This is a genomic window from Hydrogenophaga sp. (assembly GCF_030651625.1).
Taxonomy (GTDB): Bacteria; Pseudomonadota; Gammaproteobacteria; order Burkholderiales; family Burkholderiaceae_C; genus Hydrogenophaga.
Map to the genome: position 1 here is coordinate 213,280 of NZ_JAUSCF010000022.1, position 25,917 is coordinate 239,196.

Consider the following 25,917-nt stretch of genomic DNA (forward strand, 5'->3'; position numbering starts at 1 on the left):
CCGCCTGGCTTCACGGCCGTTCTGCCCATTGAATCTGAGCCGGCACGACATTCGCTGAATTGGCATCGACCAGCGCCGCCATTGCGCTGCGACAACCACCTTTTGAATTTTTCCCTGTAGTCATGATCACCCTCAAAAATGTTGTACTTCGCCGCGGAGTGAAGGTCCTGCTTGATGGCGCCTCCTGCGTCATCAATCCTGGCGAAAAGGTCGGTCTGGTCGGCAGGAACGGCGCGGGTAAATCCAGCCTGTTTGGCCTGCTCAACCACACCCTGCATGAAGACAAAGGTGACTTCTACGTGCCGCCGCAATGGCGCATGGCCCAGGTGGCCCAGGACATGCCGGAAACCGACCAGTCAGCCACCCAGTTCGTGATTGACGGAGATGTGACCTTGCTTGCTGCACAGCAGGAAGTGACCGCATCGGAAGAGAGTGGTGATGGCGAACGCATGGCCCACGCCTACATGGATTTGCACGACGCCGGTGCGCACGACGCACCGGCACGGGCGCAGGCACTGATCCTGGGTCTCGGATTCCGGACCGACGAACTCGAACGCCCGGTGAACAGCTTCTCCGGCGGTTGGCGCATGCGCCTTCAGCTGGCGCGGGCCCTGATGTGCCCAAGCGAACTCCTGCTGCTGGACGAGCCCACCAACCACCTGGATCTGGACGCCCTGGTCTGGCTGGAAGCCTGGCTCAAGCGGTACGAAGGCACGATGCTGGTGATCAGCCACGACCGTGAATTCCTGGACGCCGTGACCGACGTCACGCTGCACATCCACAGCGCCCAGTTGACGCGCTACGGCGGCAACTACAGCCGGTTTGAAGACATGCGCGCCGAACAAATGGCCCTGCAGCAATCCGCCTACTCGCGCCAGCAGGAAAAAATGGCGCACCTGCAAAAGTTCATCGACCGCTTCAAGGCCAAAGCCAGCAAAGCCAAGCAGGCGCAAAGCCGGGTCAAGGCGCTGGAGCGAATGGAAAAAATCGGCCCCGTGCTCGCCGATGCCGATTTCACCTTCGAGTTCGCAGAGCCACAAAATCTGCCCAACCCGATGCTGGCCATGAGCGATGCCAGTTTCGGCTACCCACCGCCCGACGAGGGCAGCGAACCGACGGTCATCGTGCGCAACATCAGCCGCTCCGTGCTGGCGGGTCAGCGCATCGGCATTCTCGGAGCCAACGGGCAAGGCAAGTCCACCGTGGTCAAGACCATCGCCCGCGACCTGCATCCGCTTGCCGGACAGATCACCGAGGGCAAAGGCCTCAACATCGGCTATTTCGCACAGCAGGAACTGGATGTGCTCCGCCCGGCCGACACGCCGCTGGAACACATGATCCGTCTGGTGCGCGAGTGCACGGCAGAGGGGCGCCTGAGCGGCCAGGCCACCCGCGAACAGGATCTGCGCAGCTTTCTCGGCAACTTCAACTTCACAGGCGATCAGGTCAAACAGTCTGTGGGCAGCATGAGTGGTGGCGAGAAAGCACGGCTGGTACTCTGCATGATCGTCTGGCAGCGCCCCAACCTGCTGCTGCTGGATGAACCGACCAACCACCTGGACCTGGCCACGCGCGAGGCGTTGTCGGTGGCGCTCAACGAGTTCGAGGGCACCGTGATGCTGGTGAGCCACGATCGTGCCCTGCTGCGCGCAGTGTGCGACGAGTTCTGGCTGGTCTCAAGAGGTGGCATCGAGCCCTTTGATGGTGATCTTGACGATTACCAGCGCTATCTGCTCGACATGGCCAAGCAGTCGCGAGAAGCGCAGCGCCAGGAACAGCGAGGTGCACAGCGTGTAGCGACACCCGCCGAAGCACAGGCCCCGGCAGTGAGCAAGAACCCCACGGAGCCCGGCAGAACGCCCGAGCAGAAGCGGGCTGACGCCCAGCGGCGCCAGCAGCTGGCCGAAAAGACCAAGCCCTTGAAGAGAGAGCTTGATCAGAACGAAAAGCGCATGGCCCAAGTGTCGCAGGAGAAATCCACCCTGGAAGCGGCCATGGCCCAACCCGGCAGCCAGAGCGACATCGCGGACATGGGGCGACGCCTGAAGGCCTTGAGCGATGAAACCGAAACGCTCGAAGCGCGTTGGCTCGAATTGCACGAATCGCTTGAGGAAATGAGCCGACCTTGAACGCCGTCACGGCCTTGGGTTATCCTGAACGGCTCGTCAATCCGGCGATTGGCCCTATTGCGGCCAAAGGAAACAACACATGATGTCCATTCTCGGAACGCTGTTCATCGGCTTGATTGCAGGTTTCATTGCAAGAGCGCTCAAACCGGGCGACGACAGCATGGGCTGGATCATGACCGCCTTGCTGGGTGTGGCAGGCTCTTTTGTGGCCACCTATCTGGGTGCGGCGCTGGGCTTGTACCAGCCAGGACAGCCCGCCGGCTTCGTGGCCGCAGTGATCGGGGCCATCCTGCTGCTGTTTGTTTACGGTCTGGTCAAGAAGAAGTAGATCCCAGCCTGCCCTGCGTGGTCAGTCAGTAGTCCCCGCCCCCCGCCAGGCTCTCGAACCTGGTGAGCATGTTCAGGAACGCCAGCTTCACCGTTCCTGTGGGGCCATTTCGTTGCTTGCCGATGATGATTTCTGCCACGCCGGGTTCCTTGCATGCATCCTTGGTGTAGTACTCATCGCGGTAGATGAACATGATGATGTCCGCATCCTGCTCGATGGCACCGGATTCGCGCAAATCGCTCATCATGGGGCGCTTGTCCGTGCGGGTCTCGACGCTGCGGTTGAGCTGGGACAGTGCAATCACCGGGCATTGCAGTTCCTTGGCCAGCATCTTCAGGCCACGGGAAATCTCACCCAGTTCGGAGGCCCGGTTGTCGCCGTCTGAGCCACTGCCGCTCATGAGCTGAAGGTAGTCGACCACGATCAGGCCCAGCTTGCCACACTGTCGCGAAAGACGTCTGGCATTGGCGCGCAGCACACTGGTGGTCAGCCCAGGCGTTTCATCGATATGCAGAGACACATTGCGCAGCTTCTCGATCGCCTCGGTCAGTCGAGGCCATTCGTCGTCGGTCAGCTTGCCGTTGCGCAAGTGGGTCTGGTTGATCCGCCCGATGGAGCCGACGATACGCACAGCCAGCTGGGATGCACCCATTTCCATCGAGAACACAGCGACCGGCAGGCCTTCGTTCAGGGCCACATGTTCCGCAATGTTGATTGCAAAAGCGGTCTTGCCCATGGAAGGACGGGCGGCCAGCACAACAAGGTCGCCGGCCTGCAGCCCGGACGTCATGCGATCGAGATCCACGAAGCCTGTGGGCACGCCGGTGATGTCGTTCGGGTTGTCGGCCATTTCCTGCACGCGGTCGAGCAGGTCCACGACCAGCGTGTCCATGCCCTGGAAACCCTCTTTCATGCGAGAGCCCTCTTCCCCGATGTGGAAGATCTTCTGCTCGGCTTCATCCAGAATCTTGTCGACGGGACGACCCTGGGTATTGAATGCGGCGGTGGCGATCTCGTCGCTGGCCGCCACCAGCTTGCGCAAAATGGCTCGCTCACGGACGATTTCGGCGTAGCGGCGGATATTGGCTGCGCTGGGCACGTACTGCGCCAGCGAGTTGAGGTACGCCAACCCGCCGGCGTCCTCGGCTTTGCCCAGGTTCTGCAGATGCTCAAAAACCGTGACCACGTCAGCGGGTTTGCTGGCGTTGACCAGTGTGGCGATGGCCGAATAGGTCAGGCGATGCTCATAACGGTAGAAGTCGGAGTCGTTGACCAGATCGGCCACGCGGTCCCAGGCGCCGTTGTCGAGCAGCAGTCCCCCAAGCACACTGGACTCGGCCTCGATCGAATGGGGAGGAACACGCAGCTGCGCGATCTGACGGTCGCCCAGCGCAGGGTCATCAAAACCCGAATCAAATGGCGGAAACGGACTGGAAAATACGGCGGACATGGGCTCTCTTTGGTCAGCCTAGAAACGGCAGTTGGACGGACCCTGGTGGGCAGTCAGGGGTGCTCTGACAAAGCGCGCGAGGCAACGGGCTACGGCCCCGCCCGCAAGGGAGAACAACGCGTCCAGCGCCCTCTCTGGCAGCTCATTCGGGTCTGTAGCGCCCTCACCCCTGTGGTGAGCCACTTCGTGGCCAGCATTCCCAATGCCCGATGGCTTCTCCAGCGGATAGAGCGCGGTCAACCGCTGCTTCCAAGGACAATTGGTGATGGTACGCGTTGAGGCACCGGAAGTCATGGGACAACCCTGTGGAAAACCGGTGCAGAGTTGGTGAACACGCGGTTTAAGACAAGGCACCGACCAGCGGTCTGCCTGATGTGATCCACCAGTCCAAAAAAAATGCCGCCACCCCGTTCAAGGGCGGCGGCTTCTTGCGAGGCGCCTGGGCGCCGGCAGGAGAGGATCAGGCTGACTCGCCGAGAACGGTCACGGCCACCTCAACGGTGACGTCGGTGTGCAGGTTCACGCTCACCGTGTAGTCGCCCACGTTCTTGAGGGGACCATTGGGCATGCGCACTTGCGACTTGGCGATCTTGAAGCCCTGCTTGTTGAGTTCTTCGGACACGTCGTGGTTGGTGACGGAGCCGAACAGGCGTCCATCCACACCGGCCTTTTGCGAGAGCTTGACCGTAGCAGCGCCCAGCTTTTCACCCTGGGCTTGCGCCTCAGCCAGTTTGGCGGCGGCCACTTTTTCAAGTTCGGCACGACGGGCTTCAAATTCAGCGATGGCGTTTTGAGTGGCACGGCGAGCACGGCCAGACGGGATCAGGAAGTTACGGGCATAGCCGTCCTTGACCTTGACCACATCGCCGAGCGCACCGAGATTGACAACTTTGTCGAGAAGAATGATTTGCATGTCAGGCTCCCTTTCAGACGCGGTGCTGGTCGCTGTACGGCAGCATGGCCAGGAAGCGTGAACGCTTGATGGCGGTGTTGACCTGGCGCTGGTAGAAGGCACGCGTGCCGGTCAGGCGCGCGGGAATGATCTTGCCGTTTTCGGCGATGAAGTCACGCAGGACATCAACGTCCTTGTAGTCGACTTCTTCGACGTTTGCCACGGTGAAGCGGCAGAAGCGCTTGCGCTTGAACAGCAGCGACTGGGTGTTGCGCTTGGGGCGCTTGTCTTTGTTGAAACGTTTGGGTGCAGCCATGATGGGCCTTCCTATGTTTTGCTGAAATCTTGGATATGGAACACTACGCCTTTGCCGTTGCGTGCACTCGCCATGAAGCCGTGAAACTCACAAACCGCGTCGAGCCCCTGTCGGGACAGAACTTCGGCCTGGGCACCAAAGGCAATGGCCTTCAGTTGCAGTTTCACCAACCGGGGTGTGTCCATTTCGACGATCTGGGACTCGTGTTCAAGCACCAGATTGACGGCCGGTATGCCTGCCGGGGTGTAGCGCATGCTCTGCACCTGCACCACCAAGGCGGACAACTGGAGTTGGTTCACCCGCTGACGATGTCACGCAGCAGCATCAAGCTGCGGCCTGTTCCTGCGGTTGTTGCTGGGACTTGCGGGCTTCTTCGCGCTCGACCGACTTCATCATGGACGAAGGGCCTGTTTCGGCCTTTTTCCGCAGCACGGTCAGGTGACGCAGCACGGCGTCGTTGAACCTGAAGGCGTGCTCGAGTTCGGCCATCACGGCCTGGTCAGCCTCGATGTTGACGCAGAGGTAGTGGGCCTTTGACAGCTTGTTGATCTGGTAGGCCAGTTGACGGCGACCCCAGTCTTCTACCCGATGAATCTGACCACCGCCAGTGGTGATCATGCCCTTGTAGCGTTCCAGCATGGCCGGAACCTGTTCGCTTTGATCCGGGTGGATCAGCAAAACGATTTCATAGTGACGCATAGACTCTCCTTGTGGATTCGCCCACCGACTTCAGCGGCGGGACTGGATGAAAGCTACCCCCAGCGTCGATTGGGGTGCAGCAAGGCAAGCCCGCGATTCTAACAAAAAAACCCGGTCAGTCGCAAGACTGGCCGGGTTCAGGTGGTGCGACCGGCATCAAGGCACCGGTCGCATCAGCTCAGGTCAGGCAGTTCCGCGCCTCATGCAGGCCTCAGATTGGGGTAGCGAACATGCTCCACCAGTTCCTGAATCTTGCGGTTGGGCGCCGGGGTGACCAGGCTCAGAAGGATGATCACGGCGAAGCCCAGGGGCACACCAAACAGTCCAGCCGAAATTGGCTGGATGCCCCACCAGAGCTCGATCGGGGAGGTGATGCCAAACAGTCCGCGCATCCAGACCTGAGTGGTCGCCATGTAGTAGAAGGTGATTCCCAGGCCGGCGATCATGCCGATGGATGCCGCAATGCCAGTGGCTCGTTTCCAGAAGATGCCGAGTACCAGGGCCGGGAAGAACGCCGCTGCCGCGAACGAGAACGCCGCCGATACCAGGAACAGGATGTCCGCCGGTTTCTGCGCCGCCACGTAAGCCGCTGCGAGGGCCACGATGAGCAGCAGCATCTTGGAGATGGTGACGCGACGAGCGGTTGATGCGTTCGGATCGATCATCTTGTAGTACAGATCGTGCGACAGCGCGTTGGCGATCGTCAGCAGCAGGCCGTCGGCGGTCGACAGCGCAGCTGCCAGGCCACCTGCGGCCACCAGGCCTGAGATCACGTAAGGCAAGCCGCCAATTTCAGCGGTTGCCAGCACGATGATGTCGCCACCGATGGTCATCTCATTGAGCTGCAGAATGCCGTCCCTGTTGATGTCGGTGATTGACATCAGCGAAGGATCCACCTTGTTCCACGAGGCCACCCATGCCGGTAGCTGATCGATGGGCGTGCCGACCAGCACATGGAACACCTCGTATTTCACCAGCACGGCCAAAGCCGGCGCAGTGAAGTACAGCAGGAAGATGAAGAACAGCGACCAGGTCACCGACTGACGCGCCTCCTTCACGCTGGGCACCGTGTAGTAGCGCATCAGGATGTGGGGTAGCGCGGCGGTACCGATCATCAGGCAGAAGATCAGTGCCAGGAAGTTGCGACGCGAGGTGTCGTAGGCCGCCACCGCTGCCGCATCACCGTTCGGGTCACCCGCGAACTGCTGCGCGTGTGGCGGCATGCCGTTGAGCGGTCGTGCCTTGGCATCTGCAGCCGCTTTTGCCCTCGTCCAGGCCGCGCGGGCGGCGGCCTCGTCTCTGGGCACGTCGGCGACCGCCCTCTCCGCTGCGGCAATATCGACGGATGGCGCATTGGCAGCACGCAATTCGGCCAGCCTGGCTTCGGCAGCGGCCTTGTCCGCCACCAGTGCAGCTGCTGGGTCCTTGAGTTTCTCGGCCAGCGCATCGGAACGCGCCTTGAAGATACCGCGCACCTCCAGCTCCTTGGGATCTTGCGTCAGCAGCTTTTCCTTGGCCGAGACCTTCTCCAGCTGGAAGCCGTAGATGGCTTGCGGCACAGGTATGCTGGTCTGCTTCACAGAGAGCCATACCACCGGGATCATGTAGGCAATGATCAGAATGATGTACTGCGCCACCTGCGTCCACGTCACCGCACGCATGCCACCCAGGAAAGAGCACACCAGAATGCCGCCCAACCCCAGGAACACGCCCAACTCGAACGCCACACCAGTCAACCGAGACGTGATCAGGCCCACGCCGTAGATCTGCGCCACCACATAGGTGAACGAACACAGGATGGCAGCGAAGATGCCGATGAATCTCGGCAAGTTGCCACCGTAGCGCTCACCCAGGAAGTCAGGGATGGTGAACTGACCGAACTTCCGCAGGTAGGGTGCCAGGAACAGTGCTACCAGACAGTAGCCACCCGTCCAGCCCATGATGAAGGCCAGACCGCTGTAGCCGGTCAGATAGAGCGTACCGGCCATGCCGATGAAGGACGCAGCGGACATCCAGTCTGCCCCGGTGGCCATTCCGTTGTAGACCGCCGGGACCCGCCTTCCTGCCACGTAGTACTCGGCCGCGTCGGTGGTGCGGCTCATGATGCCGATGCCAGCGTACAAGCCGATGGTGGCAAGCAGAAAGATGAAGCCAATCCACTCTCGGGACAGCCCCATCTGCTCAAGGATGGCCAAGACCACCACGAAGACGAAAAAGCCGCCCGTGTACCACTTGTACACCTTATTGAGTTGCTTCTTGAACGCCCGATTGGAGTCCCCGGCACTCATGCCGGCTTTGGTTTCGAATATGCCAGCCATGGTGTTATTCCTCGGTCTCTTCGACACCGTGCTCGATGTCGAGTTTGTTCATGTACCAGGCGTAGTACCCAATGATCACGCAGTACACCACCAAGGCGCCCTGGGCTCCCACCCAGAAGCTGAAGGGCCAACCAAAAAAGTTGAAGCTCAGCTCTCTGGCGAAATAGCCCACGACGAACGTCACCACAAACCATATTGCAAGCAATATGGCGGTGATGTTGAGGTTTTTCCGCCAATAACGGCGGTGCTTGTCAGACAGTTCCATGCGATCGACCTCCAGTCAACAACACCCTTTCGGGCACGTCGCGGACGCTGCCAATGTCCCCCCGGCAGCCCTGCAACCCGTCCGCGTTTCTCGGGAACCCGCTTGCGCCAGCTCCCCCTTTTGATGGCTGCGCAGCGGCAGCGCCAATTCAGGCCTGGGTTTGCACCAGACCGGTCTCGCGCTCCAGTTGTGCCGCCACTTTGGGCTCGAACTTTCGGAGGTGGCGAATGATCTTCGCCGCCTCGTCGGGCTCGTGCCGGTCGACATGAACCCGGGCCAGCTGGTACCAGCCATAAGGACTCATGGGTTGCAGTTCGGTGTTCTTGCGCAGGGCTTCAATGGCTTCTTCGAAGCGATGCTGGCGAATGAGGCTCAGACCCAGGCCGTACCAGGCACGGTCGAGTTTGGGATCCAGTTCGGTCGCACGGCGAAAGGCCGATTCGGCCTCCTCCAGCTGACCCATTTCTTCGCAGAGATAGCCCAGGTTGAACCATGCCGCAGGCTGGTCTGCTTGAATGGTCACCAAGGTTTTCAAACTCTGCTGTGCGCCGGCCTGGTCGCCCATTTCGGCCAGCAGGTGGGCGCGTGTGGCCAAGGCATGCGCGTCAGCAGCACTGGACGTGAGCACCTGGTCCACTTTGTCCAGCGCCCGCTGTCGCTGTCCGAACAGAACCAGGGCGCGAATCTGGAGCTGAATGAAGCGGCGATTGAGGGATTGGCTCATTGACACAGCGCCACCCCGATCTTGAGACAGTGGTTGATTTTGGCAATGGTCACCGCTACCCAGACGAAGCCCAGAACCAGAAACGCCACCAATGGATGGTGGCGCTCCAGTACAAATTTGGGGGTGATCACTCTGGCCAGTTGCACGAAAGGCTTTCCTACCATCTGCAGCACCTGATAGAACAGGTTCTGCTGCTTGCGCTGCCCGGCAAGCAACCCAAGCACCCACTGGCCAAACAAGGCCAGCAGTGCGATTTCGGCGATCAGTTTGATCGATGAGATGAATAAGAGCATCGTGCCCTCGTGTGAGTTGGTGCCATTCTGGATTTGCACCTTACCAAGTTCTTACAAATTGACTCATCTCTGCCCTGACTCAGGTCAAACCCTCTCAGGATTTACCCGCATCTCAAACTGATCACAAGGGTTAGGATGAAGTGTCGCTTTCGAGCTCCCGATTTCTTCTCTCTGATGACCAGCCACTTCCTCGACCCCGCATTGCCTGCCCAGTCACCCAGTGATGTCTCGGGCTCTGCCAACGATCCGGCACTCACTCTCATGACGACGCCTGTGAGGGCGCTAGTGAAGCGGGAGCCGATCTCGCTGCCGCCCCAGACAACCATCCGGGCGGCCGCGCAATTGATGAGCGAGCAGCGCGTCTCCTCCATCCTGATCGTCGAGCAAGGCCTGCTCTTCGGATTGATCACCGACCGCGACTTGCGCAACCGCGTGATCGCCACCGGGCTGGACACCGGGCGCCCCATCATGGACATTGCCACGTTGGCGCCGTTGTCAGTCGATGTGGATGACCCGGCATTCAATGCACTGCTATTGATGGCACGGCACAACATTCATCACGTGCCGGTACTTGACGGTCAGCTGGTCGTGGGCATGATCACGGCGACCGATCTGACCGAGCAGCACAGCACATCAGCGGTGTACCTGGCTGGCGACATCTACAAGCAATCCTCGGTGAGCGGCCTGCAGCAGGCGAGCACCAAGATCAAGGCACTGCAACACAGCCTGGCTTCGGCCGATGCGTCCGCCTACAGCACCGGCCACATCATCACCACGATCACCGACGCCATCACCAGCCGCTTGCTGCAACTGGGTGAGGCCCAGCTCGGTCCAGCTCCAGTGGACTACGTCTGGGTAGCGGCCGGCTCCCAGGCCCGCAGTGAGCAAACGGCAAAAACGGACCAGGACAACTGCATGTTGCTGGACGACAGCTTCGACGAAAAAACCCATGGGGCGTACTTCAAGTCGCTTTCACAGTTTGTTTGCGATGGCCTGGACGCCTGTGGCTACATTTATTGCCCAGGCGAAATGATGGCGATGACCGACACATGGCGACAGCCCGTGAGCCGGTGGGCAGAGTATTTCGCCCGCTGGACCGGGCAACCTGATCCCAAGGCGCTCATGCTGACTTGTGTGTTCTTCGATCTGAGGGCCATCTACGGTCGCTCAGAGTTGCTGGAAAAATTGCGCCAGGATGTATTGCTGCGCACGAAGGGCAATACCCTCTTCCTGGCACACATGGTGGGCAACGCCCTCACCCACTTTCCACCCCTGAGCGTGTTCAATCGCATCACGACCATCCGAAGTGGCGAGCACAAAGGCACGATCGATCTCAAGCATGGAGGTATCGTTCCCATCGTCGATCTGGCCCGTGTCCATGCACTTTCCAGCGGCGACGATGCGGTCAACACCCATGACCGGCTCGCCACCAGCGTGGCAGGTGCCGCCATCGGCGAACAAAGCGCAAGGGACCTGCGCGATGCCCTGGAATTTCTGGCTTTCTTGCGCATCCAGCACCAGACCCGTCAGATCAGCAACGGCCAGCCTCCCGACAACCACATGCGGCTGGAAGAAATCTCCAACTTCGAGCGCACCCAGCTCAAGGATGCCTTCACGGTGGTGAAATCCATGCAAAGCGTGCTGGGCCAGCGATTCAGGTTTTAGCCGTTGCCCCCGCGACGGCCTGCGGCCGCCACCCCCAGGGGGCGGCACTGCCCGGAAAGCCGGTTCCGCGGTGCCCTGGAGCGACTCCCCCTCTGTCTCGCCATCGCCTCTGATTCCAGCAGCGCAATTTACGGAGAGCCTGCCCCTCAATCCAGGATGCGGTGGAACTGGCTTTGCCAGGTCACTCGCATCGCAGCCTGGGGGGGTGCCGGCCGACAGGCCGGTGCGGGGGGTCAATACTTCAAGCGGGCGTAGAACGTCCGCTGCGCGGCCTCGCGGGCCTGCCCCAACGTGTGAATGCCCATCTCGGCCAGCAAGGGAATCAGCTTCAGAAACACCTCGGCAGTGACCATGGCGTCGCCAATGGCGGTGTGGCGTCCAATGACCGTGACGTTCAAACGTTCGGCTATCGCTTCCAGGCGATGGGAGTCCTGCTGCGGATGGATGAGCGCCGAGAGAAGCAGCGTGTCCAGCACCGGCTGGTCGAAGACCACCCCCGTCTGGCGCTCCTTGATCTGCAGAAACCGCATGTCGAAGGCCGCGTTGTGTGCCACCAGAACGGTGTCGTGGGCAAACGTGTAGAAGGCAGGCAAAACCACTTCGATCGTGGGCTGGCCCTTGACCATCTCAGGCCGGATACCGTGAATGGGAATCGAGGCCGCAGGGATGCTTCGCCTCGGGTCCACGAGCTGATCGAAGCACTCGTGCCTGAGCAGCTTGCCGTTGACGATGCGCGTGGCGCCCACCTGAATGATCTCGTCACCCTCAAGGGGATTCAATCCCGTGGTTTCAGTGTCAAACACCGTATAGACCAGCTCCGTCAGTTTGCGGTCGTCCAGCGACCGGGTGAATTCGGATGTCTGGAAGAGATCGAAGTCGTAGTATTCCGGGCGGCCCTGGTTTCGAACAATGGTGGCCACATCCAGTTGCTCCTGTGGGTTGGCCAATGGCAGCAAAAAGCGGAAGAAGGCCTGGTGCCGAACCCGTTCGCGTTCAAACCAGAAGGCACCCCCGTGGCGTTCCACCACATCGCGCACCGAGAGACGCGTGGCTTCAGCCCCGACCTTCATCGTGTCCATCTCCCAGCTCATCACGGTCTCGGTGCTCATTGCACCACCGCCCCAGATGAGGTCCAGCTGACCCTTGCCGGGACTTGCAGGTGCGGCGGTCAGGCGCAGTTGCACGAACCGCACCGAAAACTCGTCTGCCAATCGACCCGACAGATAGACCAGTGCCTGAAGCAGTGAAAAGCTCTCCACCTTGAGCCACAGTGATGCGTCCACCTCGATGGACGAGGCCGGTAGGCCCGTCACCGTCTCGATACGGCGAAGCGCCGCCTGCAGCAAGTCGGTCCCCAGCATGTCCTCAAGCGGCCAGCGGCTCTTGATGTGAGCAATGGCACCAGCTTCCGCATCAGCAATGCGGCGGGTGAGCATCTGCGTTTCTTCCCGGATCACCCGAAGAAATCGCTCTCGGGTGGCGGCGTCCAGATCGGGAAAGTCCAGCATGTCCACAGCAGCCTGCATGCTGGCCAAAGCCGACCGGCTTCCCTCGGTCAGCGCATGCAGGACCCGATCTCTGGCGGAGTCCGACTCGTAGTCCTGGGTGATGTTCTCCAACATCAACACAAAACCGGTCAGTTCGACCCGGTCTGCGGGAGATTCAGCAACCTGAGCCTGCACGGAACGCACCGGCGCCATTTGCACGCGAAGCAATTGCCCGGCGGTGGTGCTGGTCACGAATTGTGCGGATGGCTGGTCCGCACCACGCAGCATGCGCTGCTGAATGTTCTCCAGCGCGTGTGCCACCAGCTTGCGATCGAACACGCTGTAAATGGATCGGCCCAAGCCGATCAGTTCGGCGCCACCGGCGACCACCGGCGTGGAGGACAACGCGCGAAACTGAATGCGTGCGCGGTTGTTGTACAGAATGACGCGCCCATCCAGATTGCACACCACCACGCTTTGCGTGAGCTCCGACATGAGCGCTGCCAGACGGCTCTTTTCCAGCTCGATGTTGTGGCTCGCCTCTTTCACGCGCTCGTCCATGTCGTGGCGCAATCGCCCGCGCTGCTCGACCAACAGATTGATCACGCGCGCCAACGCCCGGTTCTCGATGCTGCCGCGCTCCGGCAATTCTCTCGCCACGTCTGCGCGCGCCACCGCACCACTTTCTTCGGCCAGTTGGGCGGCGGGCGCCAGGAAATTCTGTATCAATGCATGCAGGGCAAACCCGCTCAGCATGGCCAGGACCAGGCACATCATCACAAGCAGGGCAATGGCCGAAAAGCCCCATTCGGCCCAGACCAGCAGAAACCTATCGCGCTGGACAGCGTTCAAGGTGGACCACAACAACCCCGCTGCGGCGAGCAGCCACACCACGACCGCCCCCAGCAACAGGCCGCTACCCCACAAGACGCGTCGGTCCAGCGGTCGACGGCTCACCGGACTGCCCTCCGTGCTACGCACTGCGAAGCTGAGCGCCTTCGGAACGACCAAGCGGCACTCACTGCAGTACCTTCGCCCCGCGGGCTGCGGTGCGAGCTTGCTTGGGAACGGCCCGGCGCGGCGCTCATGGCGTCTGCTCCAGCATTTCACGAACCTTCTGTACCAGTTCCTTGGTAGAAAACGGCTTGGTCATGTAGGCATTGGCACCCAGGGCCAATCCCTTTGCCACATCGGTGTCGCGTCCCTTGGCAGTCAACATTAGGATGAGCGTGTCGCGGAGCGAATCGCTGGCGCGCACCTCGTGGCAGACATCAAAGCCCGTCTTGATCGGCATCATCACGTCAAGCAACACGAGCGCCGGCCGCTCGCGTTCGATGGCATCAATGGCCTCCTGGCCATCGCGGGCCACCACCACTTCATAACCCTCCCGCTTCATCAGGAACTCCAGTGAGATCAGGATGTTGGGCTCGTCATCTGCGATCAGGATCTTCTGGTTCATGTTTCACTGCTCCGGTTCAGGGACTCATCTTGATCGTCAGGCACATCACGGCGCCAAGGCAGAAAAAATCCGAAGCTGGCACCGTGCCCTGCTACTGAACGCAGCCACATACGCCCGCCAAAGTACGCCACGATCTGTCGGCTGATTGGCAATCCAAGCCCCGTGCCACCAGGGCGGTAGTGTTCGTCGCCTTCGACCTGCCGGAATTTCTCGAACACCATGGCTTGCTGGTCCTCGGGAATGCCCGGTCCGTTGTCCTGCACCTCGACCGTGACGCCCTCTGCACTCTCACTCAGCGACAACTCAACCAGGCCTGTGCCTCTCGGAGCGTACTTGACTGCATTGGACAGCAGGTTCAGCACGACCTGCGTGATCCTGTCGGCGTCTACCCGCAAGCTGCGCACCTGCTCGGGCATGCGCAACGTCAATGTGATGCCCTTTTCCCGAAAGAACTCGGCCATGCTACCCGAGGCCTTCGTCAGCAAGGCTCGCATGTCCACGTCTGTGGGGTGCCAATCGGCATGCCCTGCCTCCAGTTTGGCCATGTCCAGCACCTGGTTCACCAGGCGACTCAGTCGTTCGGCCTCGGTGACGATGATGTCCAGAAATTGCTGACGCTGGGCCAACTCCATGTGGTCATCATCACGCATGAGCTCAGACAACGCCCTGATCGAAGTCAACGGCGTGCGCAACTCGTGTGAAACAGAGGACATGAAATCGTCTTTCATGCGGTCCAGGCTCTTGAGCGCCTGATTGGCCTTGCGCAGCTCGGACGTGGCTCGCTCCAGTGAACGCGATTTGTCTTCCAGTGCATGGGAATAGGCACGCAGGTGGGAGGCCTCATCCAGAATGCGCATGACGTCGTCGAGATCGAGCGCCTCCTCTTCCACCACCGAGGCCACCATCACACGGGCAGACGCACTGCCAATGGCCCCTGCGAGCTGCGTTTCCACGAACTGCACCAGACGGGCATCTGCCGAGATGTCTTCAATGCGGTCCGCGCCCATGCGGCGGGCGTATTCCTCAAAAAGCCTTTGAGCGGGTTCCGGCCCCAGGAAGCGCCCCACCAGCGGCAGCAAGGCGGACACTTGCGCCTTGCCCTGCCAGAACACAGGGTGGGAAGCTGTGGTGCGGTGGAACACATCCACAAACAGCAGCGCCTGGCTCGTCTCCAACGCGGTAGGGGATCGCCACAGGGACAAGCCCGCATACGCTGCGATGTTGGCCAGCAGGCTCCAGAACAGCGAATGCGTGAGGTTGTCCAATCCGGTCAAGCCCAGAAAAGCCTCTGGCTTGAGCAACTCGATACCCCACAGACCTTGATCCAGAAAGGCAGAAGGCAACCAGCCCGACTTGGCCAACGAGGGCAGCATCAGCGTGTAGGCCCAGAGCAAAAATCCCAGCAACAGGCCAGCCAGTGCCCCGCGCCGTGTGCCCCCCTTCCAGTACATGCCTCCCAGCATCGCCGGAGCAAACTGGGCCACCGCTGCGAAGCTGATCAGGCCAATGCTGACCAGGGCATAGGCCTCGCCAGCCAGGTGGAAGTACAGATAGCCAAGCAGCAGAATGCCCAGGATGGCCAGGCGCCGGATGCCCAGCAGCAGACCGGTGAGATCGCCGCTGGCACGGGCACCAAATCGCCGCATGCGCAGCAGGATCGGCATGACCAGATCATTGCAGACCATGGTGGATACAGCGATCGCCTCCACGATCACCATGCCGGTGGCGGCAGAGAGCCCCCCCACGAAGACGAACAGCGCCAGCCAGGCGTAACCCTGTGACAAGGGCAGCGACAACACGAAAGCCTCCGGGTCCATGACGCCAGGACCAAAATGCAGCAAGCCGCCAATTGCGATCGGCAGCACGAACAGATTGATCAGAAACAGATAGAGCGGAAAGGCCCAAGCCGCCCGACGCAGGTGCTGCTCGTCCACGTTCTCCACCACCATCACCTGGAACTGGCGTGGCAAAAAGATCACTGACAACATGGCCAGCAAGGTCAGTCCCAGCCACTGGGCGTATGCAAACGGCTGGCCTTGCCCGAATTGCAGGAGCGCACGCAACTCGGGCACGGCGCGAGCCTGATCGAACAACGCCGCAGGGCTTGAGAACAACCAGAAGCTCACAAACAGGCCCACCGCCATGAAAGCCACCAGCTTGACAACAGATTCAAAAGCGATGGCTGCCACCATGCCCTCATGGCGTTCGGTGCTGTCAAGATGGCGCGCCCCGAACACGATCGTGAAGCCAGCCAGCGCCAGCGCCACATACAGGGTGCTGTCGCTCCACCACTGAGCGCTCTGTACCGCAGGCTGGCCCAAAGGCGACGTGAGCACCGCGTAACCACTTGAAATGGCCTTCAGCTGCAGGGCTATGTAGGGCACGATACCCACCACAGTGATGAGTGTGACCAGCCCGGCCAGCGTCGGACTCTTGCCGTATCGGCTCGCAATGAAATCAGCGATCGAAGTGATGCGGTAGGTCTTGGCGATGCGGATCATCTTTCGCACCACCATCCAGGCCAGGATCATCGCGAGCATGGGACCCAGATAAATCGGCAGAAACCACACCCCGGAGTTGGCCGCCCGCCCGACGCTGCCGAAATAGGTCCAGGCGGTGCAATAGACCGCCATGGACAATGCGTACACCCAGGGGCTGGCGATGATGGATCGCCCTTGAGCCGCACGCCAGTCGCCCCAGTAGGCCACCGCGAACAGCACCAAGAGGTAGGCGAAAGAAACTCCGATGACCAACGACCCGGATAGCATGCCTAGCCACCTTCATCGAGCGCGTGCTGGTCAGTAGCGTTCTGAAACCACACCACTTCGATCCAGCCGTTCGCGCAGCGCACAGCCACGGCACGAGAGAACACCTGCATGTGCATTGGCATTGGCACGAAGCGGTGAACAGGCATCAGAGTGGCCTCCAGCATGCTCACCTGTCCGGGTGTGCAGCGGTGGCCCGCTTTTCGCGCCATGCACTGCGCTCCATCACCCAGGCCAGCGCTGCAATCAGCATCGCCCAGATCCCAAACAGTGCCAGGGGAAAGAGCGGCAAGCCGAACACGTATGCGTCGTGCTCCCAAAGGGCCAGCAACGGAAAATTGAACAGGGCCCAGCCTGCCAGGAACAGGGCCACCAGCCGTTGTGCGTCCAGGCCTTGAAACATGTGCGTCTCCTCGTTCAACGGGGCCCGGTACATTGCCGTGGCCCATTCCGTTCATTGTGCCCCAGGCACTGACCCAGCGCTTACGCAAGCGGGCACAAAAAAGGCGAGGTCATCGCCTCGCCTTCCAATGGGGATTCTGACAATCCCACCCTGAAATCAACCTGCCTTTTTGGCAGATGCCGCCAGCAGTTGCCAGGTGTCCACCACCGAGTCCGGATTGAGCGAAATCGAGCTGATACCTTCATCTCTCAACCACTGGGCAAAGTCCGGGTGATCACTGGGCCCCTGGCCGCAGATGCCCACGTATTTCCCTTCTGCCTTGCACGCGCTGATGGCCATGGTCAACAAGGCCTTTACAGCAGGGTCACGCTCATCAAAATCGTGCGCCAGCAGTTCCAGCCCTGAATCGCGGTCCAGACCCAGCGTGAGCTGCGTAAGGTCATTCGATCCGATCGAGAAGCCATCGAAGAACTGGAGAAAGTCTTTGGCCAGCACCGCGTTGCTGGGGATCTCGCACATCATGATGACCTTGAGATCGTTCACACCCCGCTTGAGTCCCTTTTCGGCCAACAGCCCGGTCACACGCTCGGCTTGAGCCAGGGTGCGCACGAAAGGTACCATCACCTGCACGTTGTTCAGGCCCATGTCTTCACGCACCCTCTTGAGCGCCTCACACTCCATGGCAAAGGCTTCGCGGAAGTCCTCGCTGATGTAGCGCGCCGCGCCACGGAAACCCAGCATCGGGTTTTCTTCATCGGGCTCGTAGCGCGAGCCACCGACCAGCTTGCGGTACTCATTGCTCTTGAAGTCCGACAGGCGAACGACCACGGGTTTGGGCCAGAACGCGGCGGCAATGGTGGCCACGCCTTCCGCCACTTTATCGACGTAGAACGCGCGAGGCGATGCGTGACCGCGCGCCACGGATTCCACCGCCTTCTTCAGGTCGGCGTCGATGTTCGGATAGTCCAGGATCGCCTTCGGGTGAACGCCAATGTTGTTGTTGATGATGAACTCCAGACGCGCCAGACCCACACCGCCATTGGGCATCTGCGCAAAGTCGAAAGCAAGCTGGGGGTTGCCCACATTCATCATGATCTTCACATCCAGCGGAGGCATTTCGCCACGCTGCACTTCGGTGATCTCGGTTTCCAGCAAGCCGTCGTAGATGTGGCCTGTGTCACCCTCGGAGCAGCTCACCGTGACCAGGGTGCCGTCCTTGAGCTTGTCGGTGGCATCGCCACACCCCACCACGGCCGGAATACCCAACTCCCGTGCGATGATGGCCGCATGGCAGGTGCGACCACCCCGGTTGGTCACGATGGCGCTGGCGCGCTTCATCACCGGTTCCCAGTTCGGGTCGGTCATGTCGGTCACCAGCACGTCGCCGGGCTGAACCTTGTCCATTTCGCTGATGTTGTGTACCAGACGCACGGGCCCGGTTCCCACCTTCTGGCCAATGGCACGCCCTGTGGCCAGAACAGGACCCTTGCCCTTGAGCTTGTAGCGCACTTCGGTCTTGCCAGCGCTTTGGCTCTTCACGGTTTCCGGGCGTGCCTGCAGGATGTAGATCTGACCGTCGGTACCGTCCTTACCCCATTCAATGTCCATTGGGCGGCCATAGTGCTGCTCGATCACCAGGGCGTATTTGGCCAGTTGCTCCACATCGGCATCGGTCAGGCTGTAACGGTTGCGCTGCTCAACCGGTACGTCCACCGTCTTCACCAGCTTGCCTTTCAACGGACCCTCTGCGGCCTTTTCTTCAGCCGTACTGAACACCATCTGGATCAGCTTGGAGCCCAGGTTGCGTCGGATCAGCGCACGCTTGCCAGCCTTGAGCATGGGCTTGTGCACGTAGAACTCGTCAGGATTCACGGCGCCCTGCACCACCGTTTCGCCCAGTCCGTAGCTGGAGGTGATGAAGACCACATCCTCGAAGCCGGACTCGGTATCGATGGTGAACATCACACCGGCGGCGCCAGTATCGGAACGCACCATGCGCTGCACGCCAGCAGAAAGCGCAACGTCGGCATGTGCAAAGCCCTTGTGTACGCGGTAGCTGATGGCGCGGTCGTTGTACAGGGAGGCGAACACCTCTTTCATCCTGTGCAGCACCTCGTCAATACCGTGCACGTTGAGAAAGGTTTCCTGCTGACCAGCAAAAGACGCGTCTGGCAGATCTTCGGCGGTGGCAGACGATCGCACGGCGAAAGTAGCCTGATCGTTGTCACCCACCAGGGTGGTGAACGCATCGCGAATGGCCTTTTCAAGATCGGCGGGAAATGGCTGGTTTTCCACCATGGCGCGAATCTCTGCGCCGGCCTCGGCCAAGGCGCGCACATCTTCTGTGTCGAGTGCGTCAAGCCGCGCATTGATTCGCTCGGTCAGGCCGTCGTATTGGAGAAACTCCCGAAAGGCATGCGCTGTGGTGGCAAAGCCCGTGGGTACTTTCACTCCGCTGGGCAGTTGCGAGATCATCTCGCCCAGGCTGGCGTTCTTGCCCCCGACAGACTCGACATCGCTCATCCGTAGATGTTCGAAAGGCACGACCAGATCGGTCGGGGAAAACAGGTTGGACATGGAAAGACTCCGCTCAAGTTAAAAAACCGGGAGCTCCATGCGCGAGGCTCGTGACCTGTGGTTGTGTTGTGGGTCGAGCGTCGGGCATCGGGGCGGAAATCGGGTGCAGGCAGAACCGGGATAATGGGGTCCTCCTTGGTCTGTGATTGTAGGTCGCTGACGCATTTTCCAAGACCGGCCAAGTCCGACGCATATTTCGACTGTGAAAAAGCACAGCGTGTTCATGCATCTCCTGCCCCAACCCTGGTCAGTACCCACCATGCCCAACAGAACGGTTTTTTTCATTTCCGATGGCACAGGCATCACGGCGGAGACCTTCGGCAACGCGCTTCTGGCCCAGTTCGAGACCACGGTACGCCGGGTGCGTCTGCCCTTCCTGGACAGTGTGGACAAGGCACACCAGGCGGTGCGGCAGATCAACCACACCGCAGCGGTGGAAAACAAGCGCCCCCTCGTCTTCACCACGGTGGTAAACATGGACGTGCTGGCCGTGTTCACGAGCCCCCACTGCCACGGCATGGTGCTTGACATGTTCGGCACCTTCGTGGCACCCATGGAGCAAGAATTGGGCATCAAATCCAACCACCGGGTCGGCCGGTTCTCGGATGCCTCCAAGAGCAAGTCCTACAACGATCGCATCGAGGCGATCAACTTTTCGCTGGCGCACGACGACGGTCAGAGCCACCGGGACCTGGAAGGCTCCGACGTGATTCTGGTGGGCGTGAGCCGCAGCGGAAAGACACCCACCTCGCTGTATCTGGCCATGCAGTACGGACTCAAGGCGTCCAATTACCCCCTCATTCCGGAAGACTTCGATCGGCGCAAGTTGCCGCCTGCACTGTCGCCACACAAGAAGAAAATCTTTGGCCTCACCATTGCGCCCGAGCGGCTGAGCGAAATCCGGAATGAGCGCCGCCCCAATTCCCGCTACGCGAATCTGGACAACTGCCGCATGGAGGTCAGCGAGGCAGAAAGCATGATGCGCCGCGAGGGCATACGGTGGCTCTCGACCACCACCAAGTCGATCGAAGAAATCGCGACCACCATCCTTCAGGAAATTCGCCCGGAACGGCTGGAGTATTGACTCCCCCCTGCGCCGCTCACGCGGCTTCCCCCCAGAGGGGGGACGCACCCAGAGGCCCAGCAAAGCCGGTTCCTCGGGTGCCCTGGTTGGAGGCACTTCTCTCCTCGTTGGCAATGGACTCCCCCTGCGCCGCTCACGCGGCTTCCCCCCAGAGGGGGGACGCACCCAGAGGCCCGGCAAAGCCGGTTCCTCGGGTGCCTTGGTCGGAGGCACTTCTTTCCTCGCGGGGAGCGGACGCTCCTGCCGCGCGCTCACACAGAGGTGCTCAGCTGCCTTGTTTCTTCTTGGGCCCCAGGCCATGTGCCTGGCGGCTCAGTGCGAACGAGGCCAGCAGTTTGCACCACAGGGTCACGCCGGCGGTGGCAATCCAGTCTTCTGACGTCATGGCCTGAAAACCCAGCACTGCCACCAGCACGCCCACCATCACCACGCCACCCACCAGGTTGATCACCATTTCGTAGGGCGCGTATTTTTCAACATTGGGAGGTGGCACGCCTTTCTTGAGCGCCACCTCGGAAAAGTCGCGCTTGACAAGGATGCGGTAGGCACGGCGCAACCAGAAGAAGGCCACCGGAAAAAGGGCGATCAGAAAGATCCAGTTCAGGATGAAAACACTGGGCAATGGCATACCGTCGATCCTTGAGAGACCCGGTCCCTGAAACTGGAACGGGGCATGAACATGAGCGGCTTGGGCTCTGCACAGTCTTCCTGCAGGAAAGTCTGTGCGCAACCCACGTGGGCGGCGATGAATGGGCTCCAAGCGTCTGATTGTGCGCCCGGAACGAAAAGGCCCCGCCGGCGAACCGACGGGGCCGTGTTCAACCTGAAGTCGGAGTTTCCACCGACTTCAGCGGTATCCGACCTCAGTGAGCGCCGGAGATCACACCCGCACCCTTGGGTATGCGCACCGACTCCACCAGTTCCTGGATGTGCTGAGGCGCAGGCGCTGTCATCTTGTTCACGAGGAAGGCCACGGTGAAGTTGACGATCGCACCCACGGTACCGAAGGCTTCCGGCGTGATGGTGAAGAAGCCGTTGACGCCACCCACCATGTCCACGAACGAAGTGCCCGGGATGAAGAAGATGCCCTTGTGCGCAAACACATAGAACAGCGTCACAGCCAGACCTGCCAACATACCCGCGATGGCGCCCTTGTCGCTCATGGTGCGGCTGAAAATACCCATCATCAGAGCCGGGAAGATGGTGGAAGCCGCAATACCGAAGGCCAGGGCCACCGTGCCTGCCGCAAACCCGGGCGGGTTCAAGCCCAGCCAGCCAGCCACGAAGATGGCGACCGCCATGGCGATCTTACCGGCCATGAGTTCGCCCTTCTCGCTGATGTCAGGCTTGATGGCGCCCTTGATCAGGTCGTGCGAAATGGCAGAGGAGATGGCCAGCAGCAGACCAGCAGCGGTCGACAGCGCAGCGGCCAGGCCACCGGCTGCCACGAGGGCGATCACCCAGTTGGGCAGCAGTGCGATTTCCGGGTTTGCCAGCACGATGATGTCGGCGTTCACGGTCAGCTCGTTGCCCTTCCAGCCGGCCGCTTCGGCCTTGCCTTTGGCGACTTCATTGGCGGTTCTCTCGTTGTAGTACTGGATGCGGCCATCGCCGTTCTTGTCTTCCCACTTCAACAGGCCGGTGCGCTCCCAGCGCTTCATCCAGTCAGGCCTGTTCTCGTAGACCAGGCTGGCTTCAGGCGCGTACATGTCAAGGTTGGCTTTCACCGCATCGGAGTCGACCACCAGGCGGCCTTCAGCGTCCTGCGTCAGACCCACGGCGCTGTTGACCGTGGCGTGCAGGTTCAACTTGGCCATGGCGCCCACGGCAGGTGCGGTGGTGTAGAGCAATGCGATGAACACCAGCGCCCAGCCAGCCGAGGCACGGGCATCTGCCACCTTGGGCACGGTGAAGAAGCGCACGATCACGTGCGGCAGACCGGCTGTACCGATCATCAGGGAGATCGTGTAGAAGAGCATGTTCAGCGTGGAACCTGCAGCCGTGGTGGTGTATTGGCCAAAGCCGAGGTCGGTCACCACCTGGTCCAGCTTGGTCAGGAGGGACACATCGGTTCCGGCAATGGAAGAGCCCAGACCCAGTTGCGGCAGGAAGTTGCCCGTCAGGTTCAGCGAGATGAAGAAGGCAGGCACCAGGTACGCCAGGATCAGCACGATGTACTGTGCCACCTGCGTATAGGTGATGCCCTTCATGCCACCGAACACGGCGTAGGCAAACACGATCGCCATGCCGATGTAAATGCCCTGTGCACTGGTCACGCCCAGGAAGCGCGCAAAGGTAACACCCACACCGGTCATCTGACCAATGATGTACGTGAGCGAGGCCACCAGCAGACACAGCACGGCCACGTTGCGAGCCGACTTCGAGTAGAAGCGGTCGCCGATGAATTCTGGCACGGTGAACTTGCCGAACTTGCGCAGGTACGGCGCCAGCAACATCGCCAGCAGCACGTAGCCGCCGGTCCAGCCCATGAGGAACACGGCGCCGCCGTAGCCCATGTTGGAGATCAGGCCGGCCATCGAGATGAAAGATGCAGCAGACATCCAGTCAGCTGCGGTGGCCATGCCGTTGGTGATGGGGTGCACACCTCCACCAGCCACGTAAAACTCGGAGGTGCTGCCAGCGCGGGCCCACACGGCGATGCCGATGTAGATCGCGAAGGTGAAGCCCACCACCAGGTAGGTCAGGGTTTGAAGTTCCATGAATGTGTCCTCTTGATCAGTCTTCTTGCATGCCGAACTTGCGGTCGATCTGGCCCATCTTGTGCGCGTACCAGAAGATCAGCGCGATGAACACATAGATGGAGCCCTGCTGTGCAAACCAGAAACCCAGCGGATAGCCGCCGAGACTGATGTTGTTGAGCAGGGGCGCGAACAGAATGCCGGCTCCATAAGAGACCAGGGCCCAGATGACCAGTACCTTGGTCAACAGCCCCAGCGTTGCAGACCAATAGGCCTTTGCGTTGCTATCGCTACTCATGAAAGTTGTCTCCTCGAAGGAAGGTTGTTCCACGAACCAGCGCTCAGACCGGTTCGACTTGCACGGCTGAAACACACGGTTCCTGCCACTACGGGGCCAATGTCGTGAGACTCGCTTACGCGAAAATTGCGCAACAGCCCAATTCAGGCGACATCGAGGGTATTCCCCTAAGCTCCATCAGATCATCTGACGCCAAGCTTTCAAAGTGATAGCAAGATTCGAGTAAGGCAAAAAAAAAGCGACCCTTGAGGATCGCCTTCATGAACGCCTGCGAACAGCAGGAATGCGCATAGTGTGCGCTTTAGGCTGCAACCTCCAATGGTTCCAGCACCGGTTGGCGAATCAGAAAATCAAAGGCGCTCAAAGCGGCCTTCGACCCTTCACCGGCCGCGATCACGATCTGTTTGTACGGTACCGTCGTGCAATCGCCCGCTGCGAACACCCCTGGCACATTGGTGTGCCCCTTCGCGTCCACCACGATTTCGCCGAAACGGCTGAGCTCGACCGTTCCTTTGAGAAATTCTGTGTTGGGCACCAGGCCGATCTGGACGAAGACGCCTTCGAGTTCGATGTGACGCGCCTCCGCGCTGACGCGGTCTTTGTAAGACAGACCAGTGACCTTGCCGTTGGCACCGGTGATTTCGGTGGTCTGGGCATTCACATGCACCGTCACGTTCGGCAGACTCTTGAGCTTGCTGACCAGCACCGCATCGGCCTTGAGCTCGTCGGCAAATTCGATCAGGGTGACATGCTGCACGATGCCGGCCAGGTCGATCGCTGCCTCAACACCCGAGTTGCCCCCACCAATGACCGATACGCGCTTGCCCTTGAACAACGGGCCGTCGCAATGTGGACAGTACGCCACACCCTTGTTCTTGTATTCCTCTTCGCCAGGCACGTTCACGTTGCGCCAGCGCGCGCCGGTGGACAGGATCACGCTGCGCGACTGCAGCACGCCGCCATTGGCCATCTGCACCTGGACCAGACCACCCGGTTCCTCGGCTGGAATCAGCTTTTCCGCCCGCTGCAGATTCATGATGTCCACCTCGTAGTGGCGCACCTGCGCTTCGAGGGCGGTCGCGAACTTAGGACCATCGGTTTCCAGCACCGATATGTAGTTTTCAATCGCCATCGTGTCGTTCACCTGCCCACCAAAGCGCTCGGCCGCCACGCCCACACGAATGCCCTTGCGAGCCGCATACACGGCAGCAGCTGCGCCAGCGGGACCACCGCCCACGATCAGCACGTCAAACGGATCCTTGGCGTTGAGCTTCGCGGCATCACGCTCACCGGCTTTGGTGTCGAGTTTTGCCACGATTTCTTCGACTGTCATGCGACCGGAACCGAACACCTGGCCGTTCAGAAACACCATTGGTACGGCCATGATCTCGCGTTCGGTCACTTCCTGCTGGAAAGCGCCGCCTTCGATCACCACGGTTTTCACCTTCGGGTTGACGATCGCCATGAGTGACAGCGCCTGTACCACGTCCGGGCAGTTGTGGCAGGTCAGGGACATGTAGACATCAAAACTGAACTCCCCGTCCAACGACTTGATCGCATCGATCACATCCTGCTCCACTTTGGGCGGATGACCTCCGGTCCAGAGCAACGCGAGCACCAACGAAGTGAATTCATGCCCCAGCGGCAACCCGGCGAAGCGCACACCGGTGCTTTCACCTGAGCGGGCGACCACAAAAGACGGCTTGCGTCTGTCGTTTCCCGTCGTGTCCAGGGTCACTTTGTCGGACAGGCTGACGATGTCCTCCAGCAGCCCGCGCATTTCCACTCCAGTAGCGCTCTCATCCAATGAGGCGATGAGGTGAATCGGCTGGCGAAGCATGCCAAGGTAAGTCTGAAGCTGCGATTTGAGGGTGGCGTCAAGCATGGCGGACTCCTGAATGGTGAAACGGGGTGGGCACTGAAGGGATCAGTGCCGCTGTTGGATGGGCCTGCGAACAAGCCCATCGGGCAGCGGGACTGCAAATCAAGGGAGCGGCTCCGGAGCGAATGGCATTCGTCCAGAAACACGGCGAAACCGGCTTTGCCGGGGCGCTCGCGTTGCCCCC

23 protein-coding genes are annotated in these 25,917 nt (G+C 60.6%); 4 read left to right on the forward strand and 19 right to left on the reverse strand.

Going from position 1 to position 25,917, the window contains the following annotated elements:
- Nucleotides 1-122: 122 nt before the first annotated feature.
- A complete protein-coding gene (locus tag Q7V46_RS08880) occupies nucleotides 123-2,129 on the forward strand; it encodes an ABC-F family ATP-binding cassette domain-containing protein (RefSeq protein WP_304913167.1) in 2,007 nt (668 codons plus the stop codon).
- A gap of 79 nt (nucleotides 2,130-2,208) precedes the next feature.
- Complete coding sequence (locus Q7V46_RS08885) at nucleotides 2,209-2,457, forward strand: GlsB/YeaQ/YmgE family stress response membrane protein (protein WP_304913168.1); 249 nt, start codon at nucleotides 2,209-2,211, stop codon at nucleotides 2,455-2,457.
- Nucleotides 2,458-2,482: 25 nt separating this feature from the next.
- Here the strand turns inward: Q7V46_RS08885 and dnaB are convergent, their stop codons facing one another.
- From dnaB to Q7V46_RS08930, 9 genes are all read right to left on the reverse strand, one after another.
- Entirely contained in the window at nucleotides 2,483-3,907 is a 1,425-nt protein-coding gene (gene dnaB, locus Q7V46_RS08890; RefSeq protein WP_304913169.1) for a replicative DNA helicase, read from the reverse strand.
- Nucleotides 3,908-4,367: 460 nt separating this feature from the next.
- Nucleotides 4,368-4,820 (reverse strand): 50S ribosomal protein L9, encoded by a 453-nt coding sequence (gene rplI / locus Q7V46_RS08895; protein ID WP_304913170.1) that lies wholly within the window; start codon nucleotides 4,818-4,820, stop codon nucleotides 4,368-4,370.
- 13 nt (nucleotides 4,821-4,833) lie between these two features.
- Entirely contained in the window at nucleotides 4,834-5,115 is a 282-nt protein-coding gene (gene rpsR, locus Q7V46_RS08900) for a 30S ribosomal protein S18 (protein ID WP_077330375.1), read from the reverse strand.
- A gap of 11 nt (nucleotides 5,116-5,126) precedes the next feature.
- The gene (gene priB, locus Q7V46_RS08905) at nucleotides 5,127-5,414 is read right to left on the reverse strand and encodes a primosomal replication protein N (protein WP_304913171.1); all 288 of its coding nucleotides are present in this window, start codon (nucleotides 5,412-5,414) and stop codon (nucleotides 5,127-5,129) included.
- A 25-nt stretch (nucleotides 5,415-5,439) separates the two neighbouring features.
- On the reverse strand, nucleotides 5,440-5,814 hold the full coding sequence (gene rpsF / locus Q7V46_RS08910; protein ID WP_304913172.1) for a 30S ribosomal protein S6: 375 nt from the start codon (nucleotides 5,812-5,814) through the stop codon (nucleotides 5,440-5,442).
- Nucleotides 5,815-6,014: 200 nt separating this feature from the next.
- A complete protein-coding gene (locus Q7V46_RS08915) occupies nucleotides 6,015-8,132 on the reverse strand; it encodes a sodium:solute symporter family protein (protein ID WP_304913173.1) in 2,118 nt (705 codons plus the stop codon).
- Nucleotides 8,133-8,136: 4 nt separating this feature from the next.
- On the reverse strand, nucleotides 8,137-8,397 hold the full coding sequence (locus tag Q7V46_RS08920; protein WP_304913174.1) for a DUF4212 domain-containing protein: 261 nt from the start codon (nucleotides 8,395-8,397) through the stop codon (nucleotides 8,137-8,139).
- Between the two features lie 148 nt (nucleotides 8,398-8,545).
- The gene (locus tag Q7V46_RS08925; protein WP_304913175.1) at nucleotides 8,546-9,121 is read right to left on the reverse strand and encodes a tetratricopeptide repeat protein; all 576 of its coding nucleotides are present in this window, start codon (nucleotides 9,119-9,121) and stop codon (nucleotides 8,546-8,548) included.
- Nucleotides 9,118-9,414 carry a hypothetical protein gene (locus Q7V46_RS08930; RefSeq protein WP_304913176.1) on the reverse strand — a complete coding sequence of 99 codons (297 nt, stop codon included), beginning with the start codon at nucleotides 9,412-9,414 and terminating at the stop codon, nucleotides 9,118-9,120. The genes Q7V46_RS08925 and Q7V46_RS08930 overlap by 4 nt, the downstream gene beginning before the upstream one ends.
- A 174-nt stretch (nucleotides 9,415-9,588) precedes the next feature.
- Between Q7V46_RS08930 and Q7V46_RS08935 the strand changes: the two genes are divergently transcribed.
- Nucleotides 9,589-11,079 carry a putative nucleotidyltransferase substrate binding domain-containing protein gene (locus Q7V46_RS08935; protein ID WP_304913177.1) on the forward strand — a complete coding sequence of 497 codons (1,491 nt, stop codon included), beginning with the start codon at nucleotides 9,589-9,591 and terminating at the stop codon, nucleotides 11,077-11,079.
- A gap of 233 nt (nucleotides 11,080-11,312) precedes the next feature.
- On the opposite strand, the gene Q7V46_RS08940 is transcribed toward Q7V46_RS08935, so the two are convergent.
- The 6 genes from Q7V46_RS08940 to ppsA all read right to left on the reverse strand — a co-directional run bounded on the left by Q7V46_RS08940 (nucleotide 11,313) and on the right by ppsA (nucleotide 19,770).
- Complete coding sequence (locus Q7V46_RS08940; protein WP_304913178.1) at nucleotides 11,313-13,523, reverse strand: exonuclease domain-containing protein; 2,211 nt, start codon at nucleotides 13,521-13,523, stop codon at nucleotides 11,313-11,315.
- A gap of 127 nt (nucleotides 13,524-13,650) precedes the next feature.
- A complete protein-coding gene (locus tag Q7V46_RS08945; RefSeq protein WP_304913179.1) occupies nucleotides 13,651-14,025 on the reverse strand; it encodes a response regulator transcription factor in 375 nt (124 codons plus the stop codon).
- Nucleotides 14,022-16,793: a sensor histidine kinase gene (locus Q7V46_RS08950; RefSeq protein WP_304913180.1), complete on the reverse strand. Its 2,772-nt coding sequence runs from the start codon at nucleotides 16,791-16,793 to the stop codon at nucleotides 14,022-14,024. Before Q7V46_RS08950 ends, Q7V46_RS08945 begins: the two co-directional genes overlap by 4 nt.
- A 2-nt stretch (nucleotides 16,794-16,795) precedes the next feature.
- On the reverse strand, nucleotides 16,796-16,939 hold the full coding sequence (locus Q7V46_RS08955; RefSeq protein ID WP_304913181.1) for a hypothetical protein: 144 nt from the start codon (nucleotides 16,937-16,939) through the stop codon (nucleotides 16,796-16,798).
- A gap of 20 nt (nucleotides 16,940-16,959) precedes the next feature.
- The gene (locus tag Q7V46_RS08960) at nucleotides 16,960-17,193 is read right to left on the reverse strand and encodes a hypothetical protein (RefSeq protein ID WP_304913182.1); all 234 of its coding nucleotides are present in this window, start codon (nucleotides 17,191-17,193) and stop codon (nucleotides 16,960-16,962) included.
- A gap of 156 nt (nucleotides 17,194-17,349) precedes the next feature.
- Nucleotides 17,350-19,770, reverse strand: a complete 2,421-nt coding sequence (gene ppsA, locus Q7V46_RS08965) for a phosphoenolpyruvate synthase (protein WP_304913183.1) — start codon at nucleotides 19,768-19,770, stop codon at nucleotides 17,350-17,352.
- A 259-nt stretch (nucleotides 19,771-20,029) separates the two neighbouring features.
- Here ppsA and Q7V46_RS08970 point away from each other — a divergent pair, with 259 nt between their 5' ends.
- Nucleotides 20,030-20,854, forward strand: a complete 825-nt coding sequence (locus tag Q7V46_RS08970; protein ID WP_304913184.1) for a pyruvate, water dikinase regulatory protein — start codon at nucleotides 20,030-20,032, stop codon at nucleotides 20,852-20,854.
- A 265-nt stretch (nucleotides 20,855-21,119) separates the two neighbouring features.
- Here the strand turns inward: Q7V46_RS08970 and Q7V46_RS08975 are convergent, their stop codons facing one another.
- From Q7V46_RS08975 to ahpF, 4 genes are all read right to left on the reverse strand, one after another.
- On the reverse strand, nucleotides 21,120-21,482 hold the full coding sequence (locus tag Q7V46_RS08975) for a hypothetical protein (RefSeq protein WP_304913185.1): 363 nt from the start codon (nucleotides 21,480-21,482) through the stop codon (nucleotides 21,120-21,122).
- Nucleotides 21,483-21,717: 235 nt separating this feature from the next.
- Nucleotides 21,718-23,574 carry a sodium:solute symporter family protein gene (locus Q7V46_RS08980; protein ID WP_304913186.1) on the reverse strand — a complete coding sequence of 619 codons (1,857 nt, stop codon included), beginning with the start codon at nucleotides 23,572-23,574 and terminating at the stop codon, nucleotides 21,718-21,720.
- Nucleotides 23,575-23,590: 16 nt separating this feature from the next.
- Entirely contained in the window at nucleotides 23,591-23,851 is a 261-nt protein-coding gene (locus tag Q7V46_RS08985) for a DUF4212 domain-containing protein (protein WP_304913187.1), read from the reverse strand.
- A 301-nt stretch (nucleotides 23,852-24,152) separates the two neighbouring features.
- Nucleotides 24,153-25,736 carry an alkyl hydroperoxide reductase subunit F gene (gene ahpF, locus Q7V46_RS08990; RefSeq protein ID WP_304913188.1) on the reverse strand — a complete coding sequence of 528 codons (1,584 nt, stop codon included), beginning with the start codon at nucleotides 25,734-25,736 and terminating at the stop codon, nucleotides 24,153-24,155.
- Nucleotides 25,737-25,917 lie beyond the last annotated feature (181 nt).

Coding starts and splice junctions, on each gene's coding strand:
- Q7V46_RS08915 (WP_304913173.1), bottom strand. CDS start 8,132: ATGGCTGGCATATTCGAAACCAAAGCCGGCATGAGTGCCGGGGACTCC.
- dnaB (WP_304913169.1), bottom strand. CDS start 3,907: ATGTCCGCCGTATTTTCCAGTCCGTTTCCGCCATTTGATTCGGGTTTT.
- Q7V46_RS08980 (WP_304913186.1), bottom strand. CDS start 23,574: ATGGAACTTCAAACCCTGACCTACCTGGTGGTGGGCTTCACCTTCGCG.
- Q7V46_RS08935 (WP_304913177.1), top strand. CDS start 9,589: ATGACCAGCCACTTCCTCGACCCCGCATTGCCTGCCCAGTCACCCAGT.
- Q7V46_RS08985 (WP_304913187.1), bottom strand. CDS start 23,851: ATGAGTAGCGATAGCAACGCAAAGGCCTATTGGTCTGCAACGCTGGGG.
- Q7V46_RS08970 (WP_304913184.1), top strand. CDS start 20,030: ATGCCCAACAGAACGGTTTTTTTCATTTCCGATGGCACAGGCATCACG.
- Q7V46_RS08880 (WP_304913167.1), top strand. CDS start 123: ATGATCACCCTCAAAAATGTTGTACTTCGCCGCGGAGTGAAGGTCCTG.
- Q7V46_RS08930 (WP_304913176.1), bottom strand. CDS start 9,414: ATGCTCTTATTCATCTCATCGATCAAACTGATCGCCGAAATCGCACTG.
- Q7V46_RS08925 (WP_304913175.1), bottom strand. CDS start 9,121: ATGAGCCAATCCCTCAATCGCCGCTTCATTCAGCTCCAGATTCGCGCC.
- rpsR (WP_077330375.1), bottom strand. CDS start 5,115: ATGGCTGCACCCAAACGTTTCAACAAAGACAAGCGCCCCAAGCGCAAC.
- Q7V46_RS08975 (WP_304913185.1), bottom strand. CDS start 21,482: ATGCCATTGCCCAGTGTTTTCATCCTGAACTGGATCTTTCTGATCGCC.
- Q7V46_RS08945 (WP_304913179.1), bottom strand. CDS start 14,025: ATGAACCAGAAGATCCTGATCGCAGATGACGAGCCCAACATCCTGATC.
- Q7V46_RS08955 (WP_304913181.1), bottom strand. CDS start 16,939: ATGCCTGTTCACCGCTTCGTGCCAATGCCAATGCACATGCAGGTGTTC.
- rplI (WP_304913170.1), bottom strand. CDS start 4,820: ATGCAAATCATTCTTCTCGACAAAGTTGTCAATCTCGGTGCGCTCGGC.
- Q7V46_RS08885 (WP_304913168.1), top strand. CDS start 2,209: ATGATGTCCATTCTCGGAACGCTGTTCATCGGCTTGATTGCAGGTTTC.
- Q7V46_RS08920 (WP_304913174.1), bottom strand. CDS start 8,397: ATGGAACTGTCTGACAAGCACCGCCGTTATTGGCGGAAAAACCTCAAC.
- ahpF (WP_304913188.1), bottom strand. CDS start 25,736: ATGCTTGACGCCACCCTCAAATCGCAGCTTCAGACTTACCTTGGCATG.
- ppsA (WP_304913183.1), bottom strand. CDS start 19,770: ATGTCCAACCTGTTTTCCCCGACCGATCTGGTCGTGCCTTTCGAACAT.
- Q7V46_RS08960 (WP_304913182.1), bottom strand. CDS start 17,193: ATGTTTCAAGGCCTGGACGCACAACGGCTGGTGGCCCTGTTCCTGGCA.
- Q7V46_RS08950 (WP_304913180.1), bottom strand. CDS start 16,793: ATGCTATCCGGGTCGTTGGTCATCGGAGTTTCTTTCGCCTACCTCTTG.
- rpsF (WP_304913172.1), bottom strand. CDS start 5,814: ATGCGTCACTATGAAATCGTTTTGCTGATCCACCCGGATCAAAGCGAA.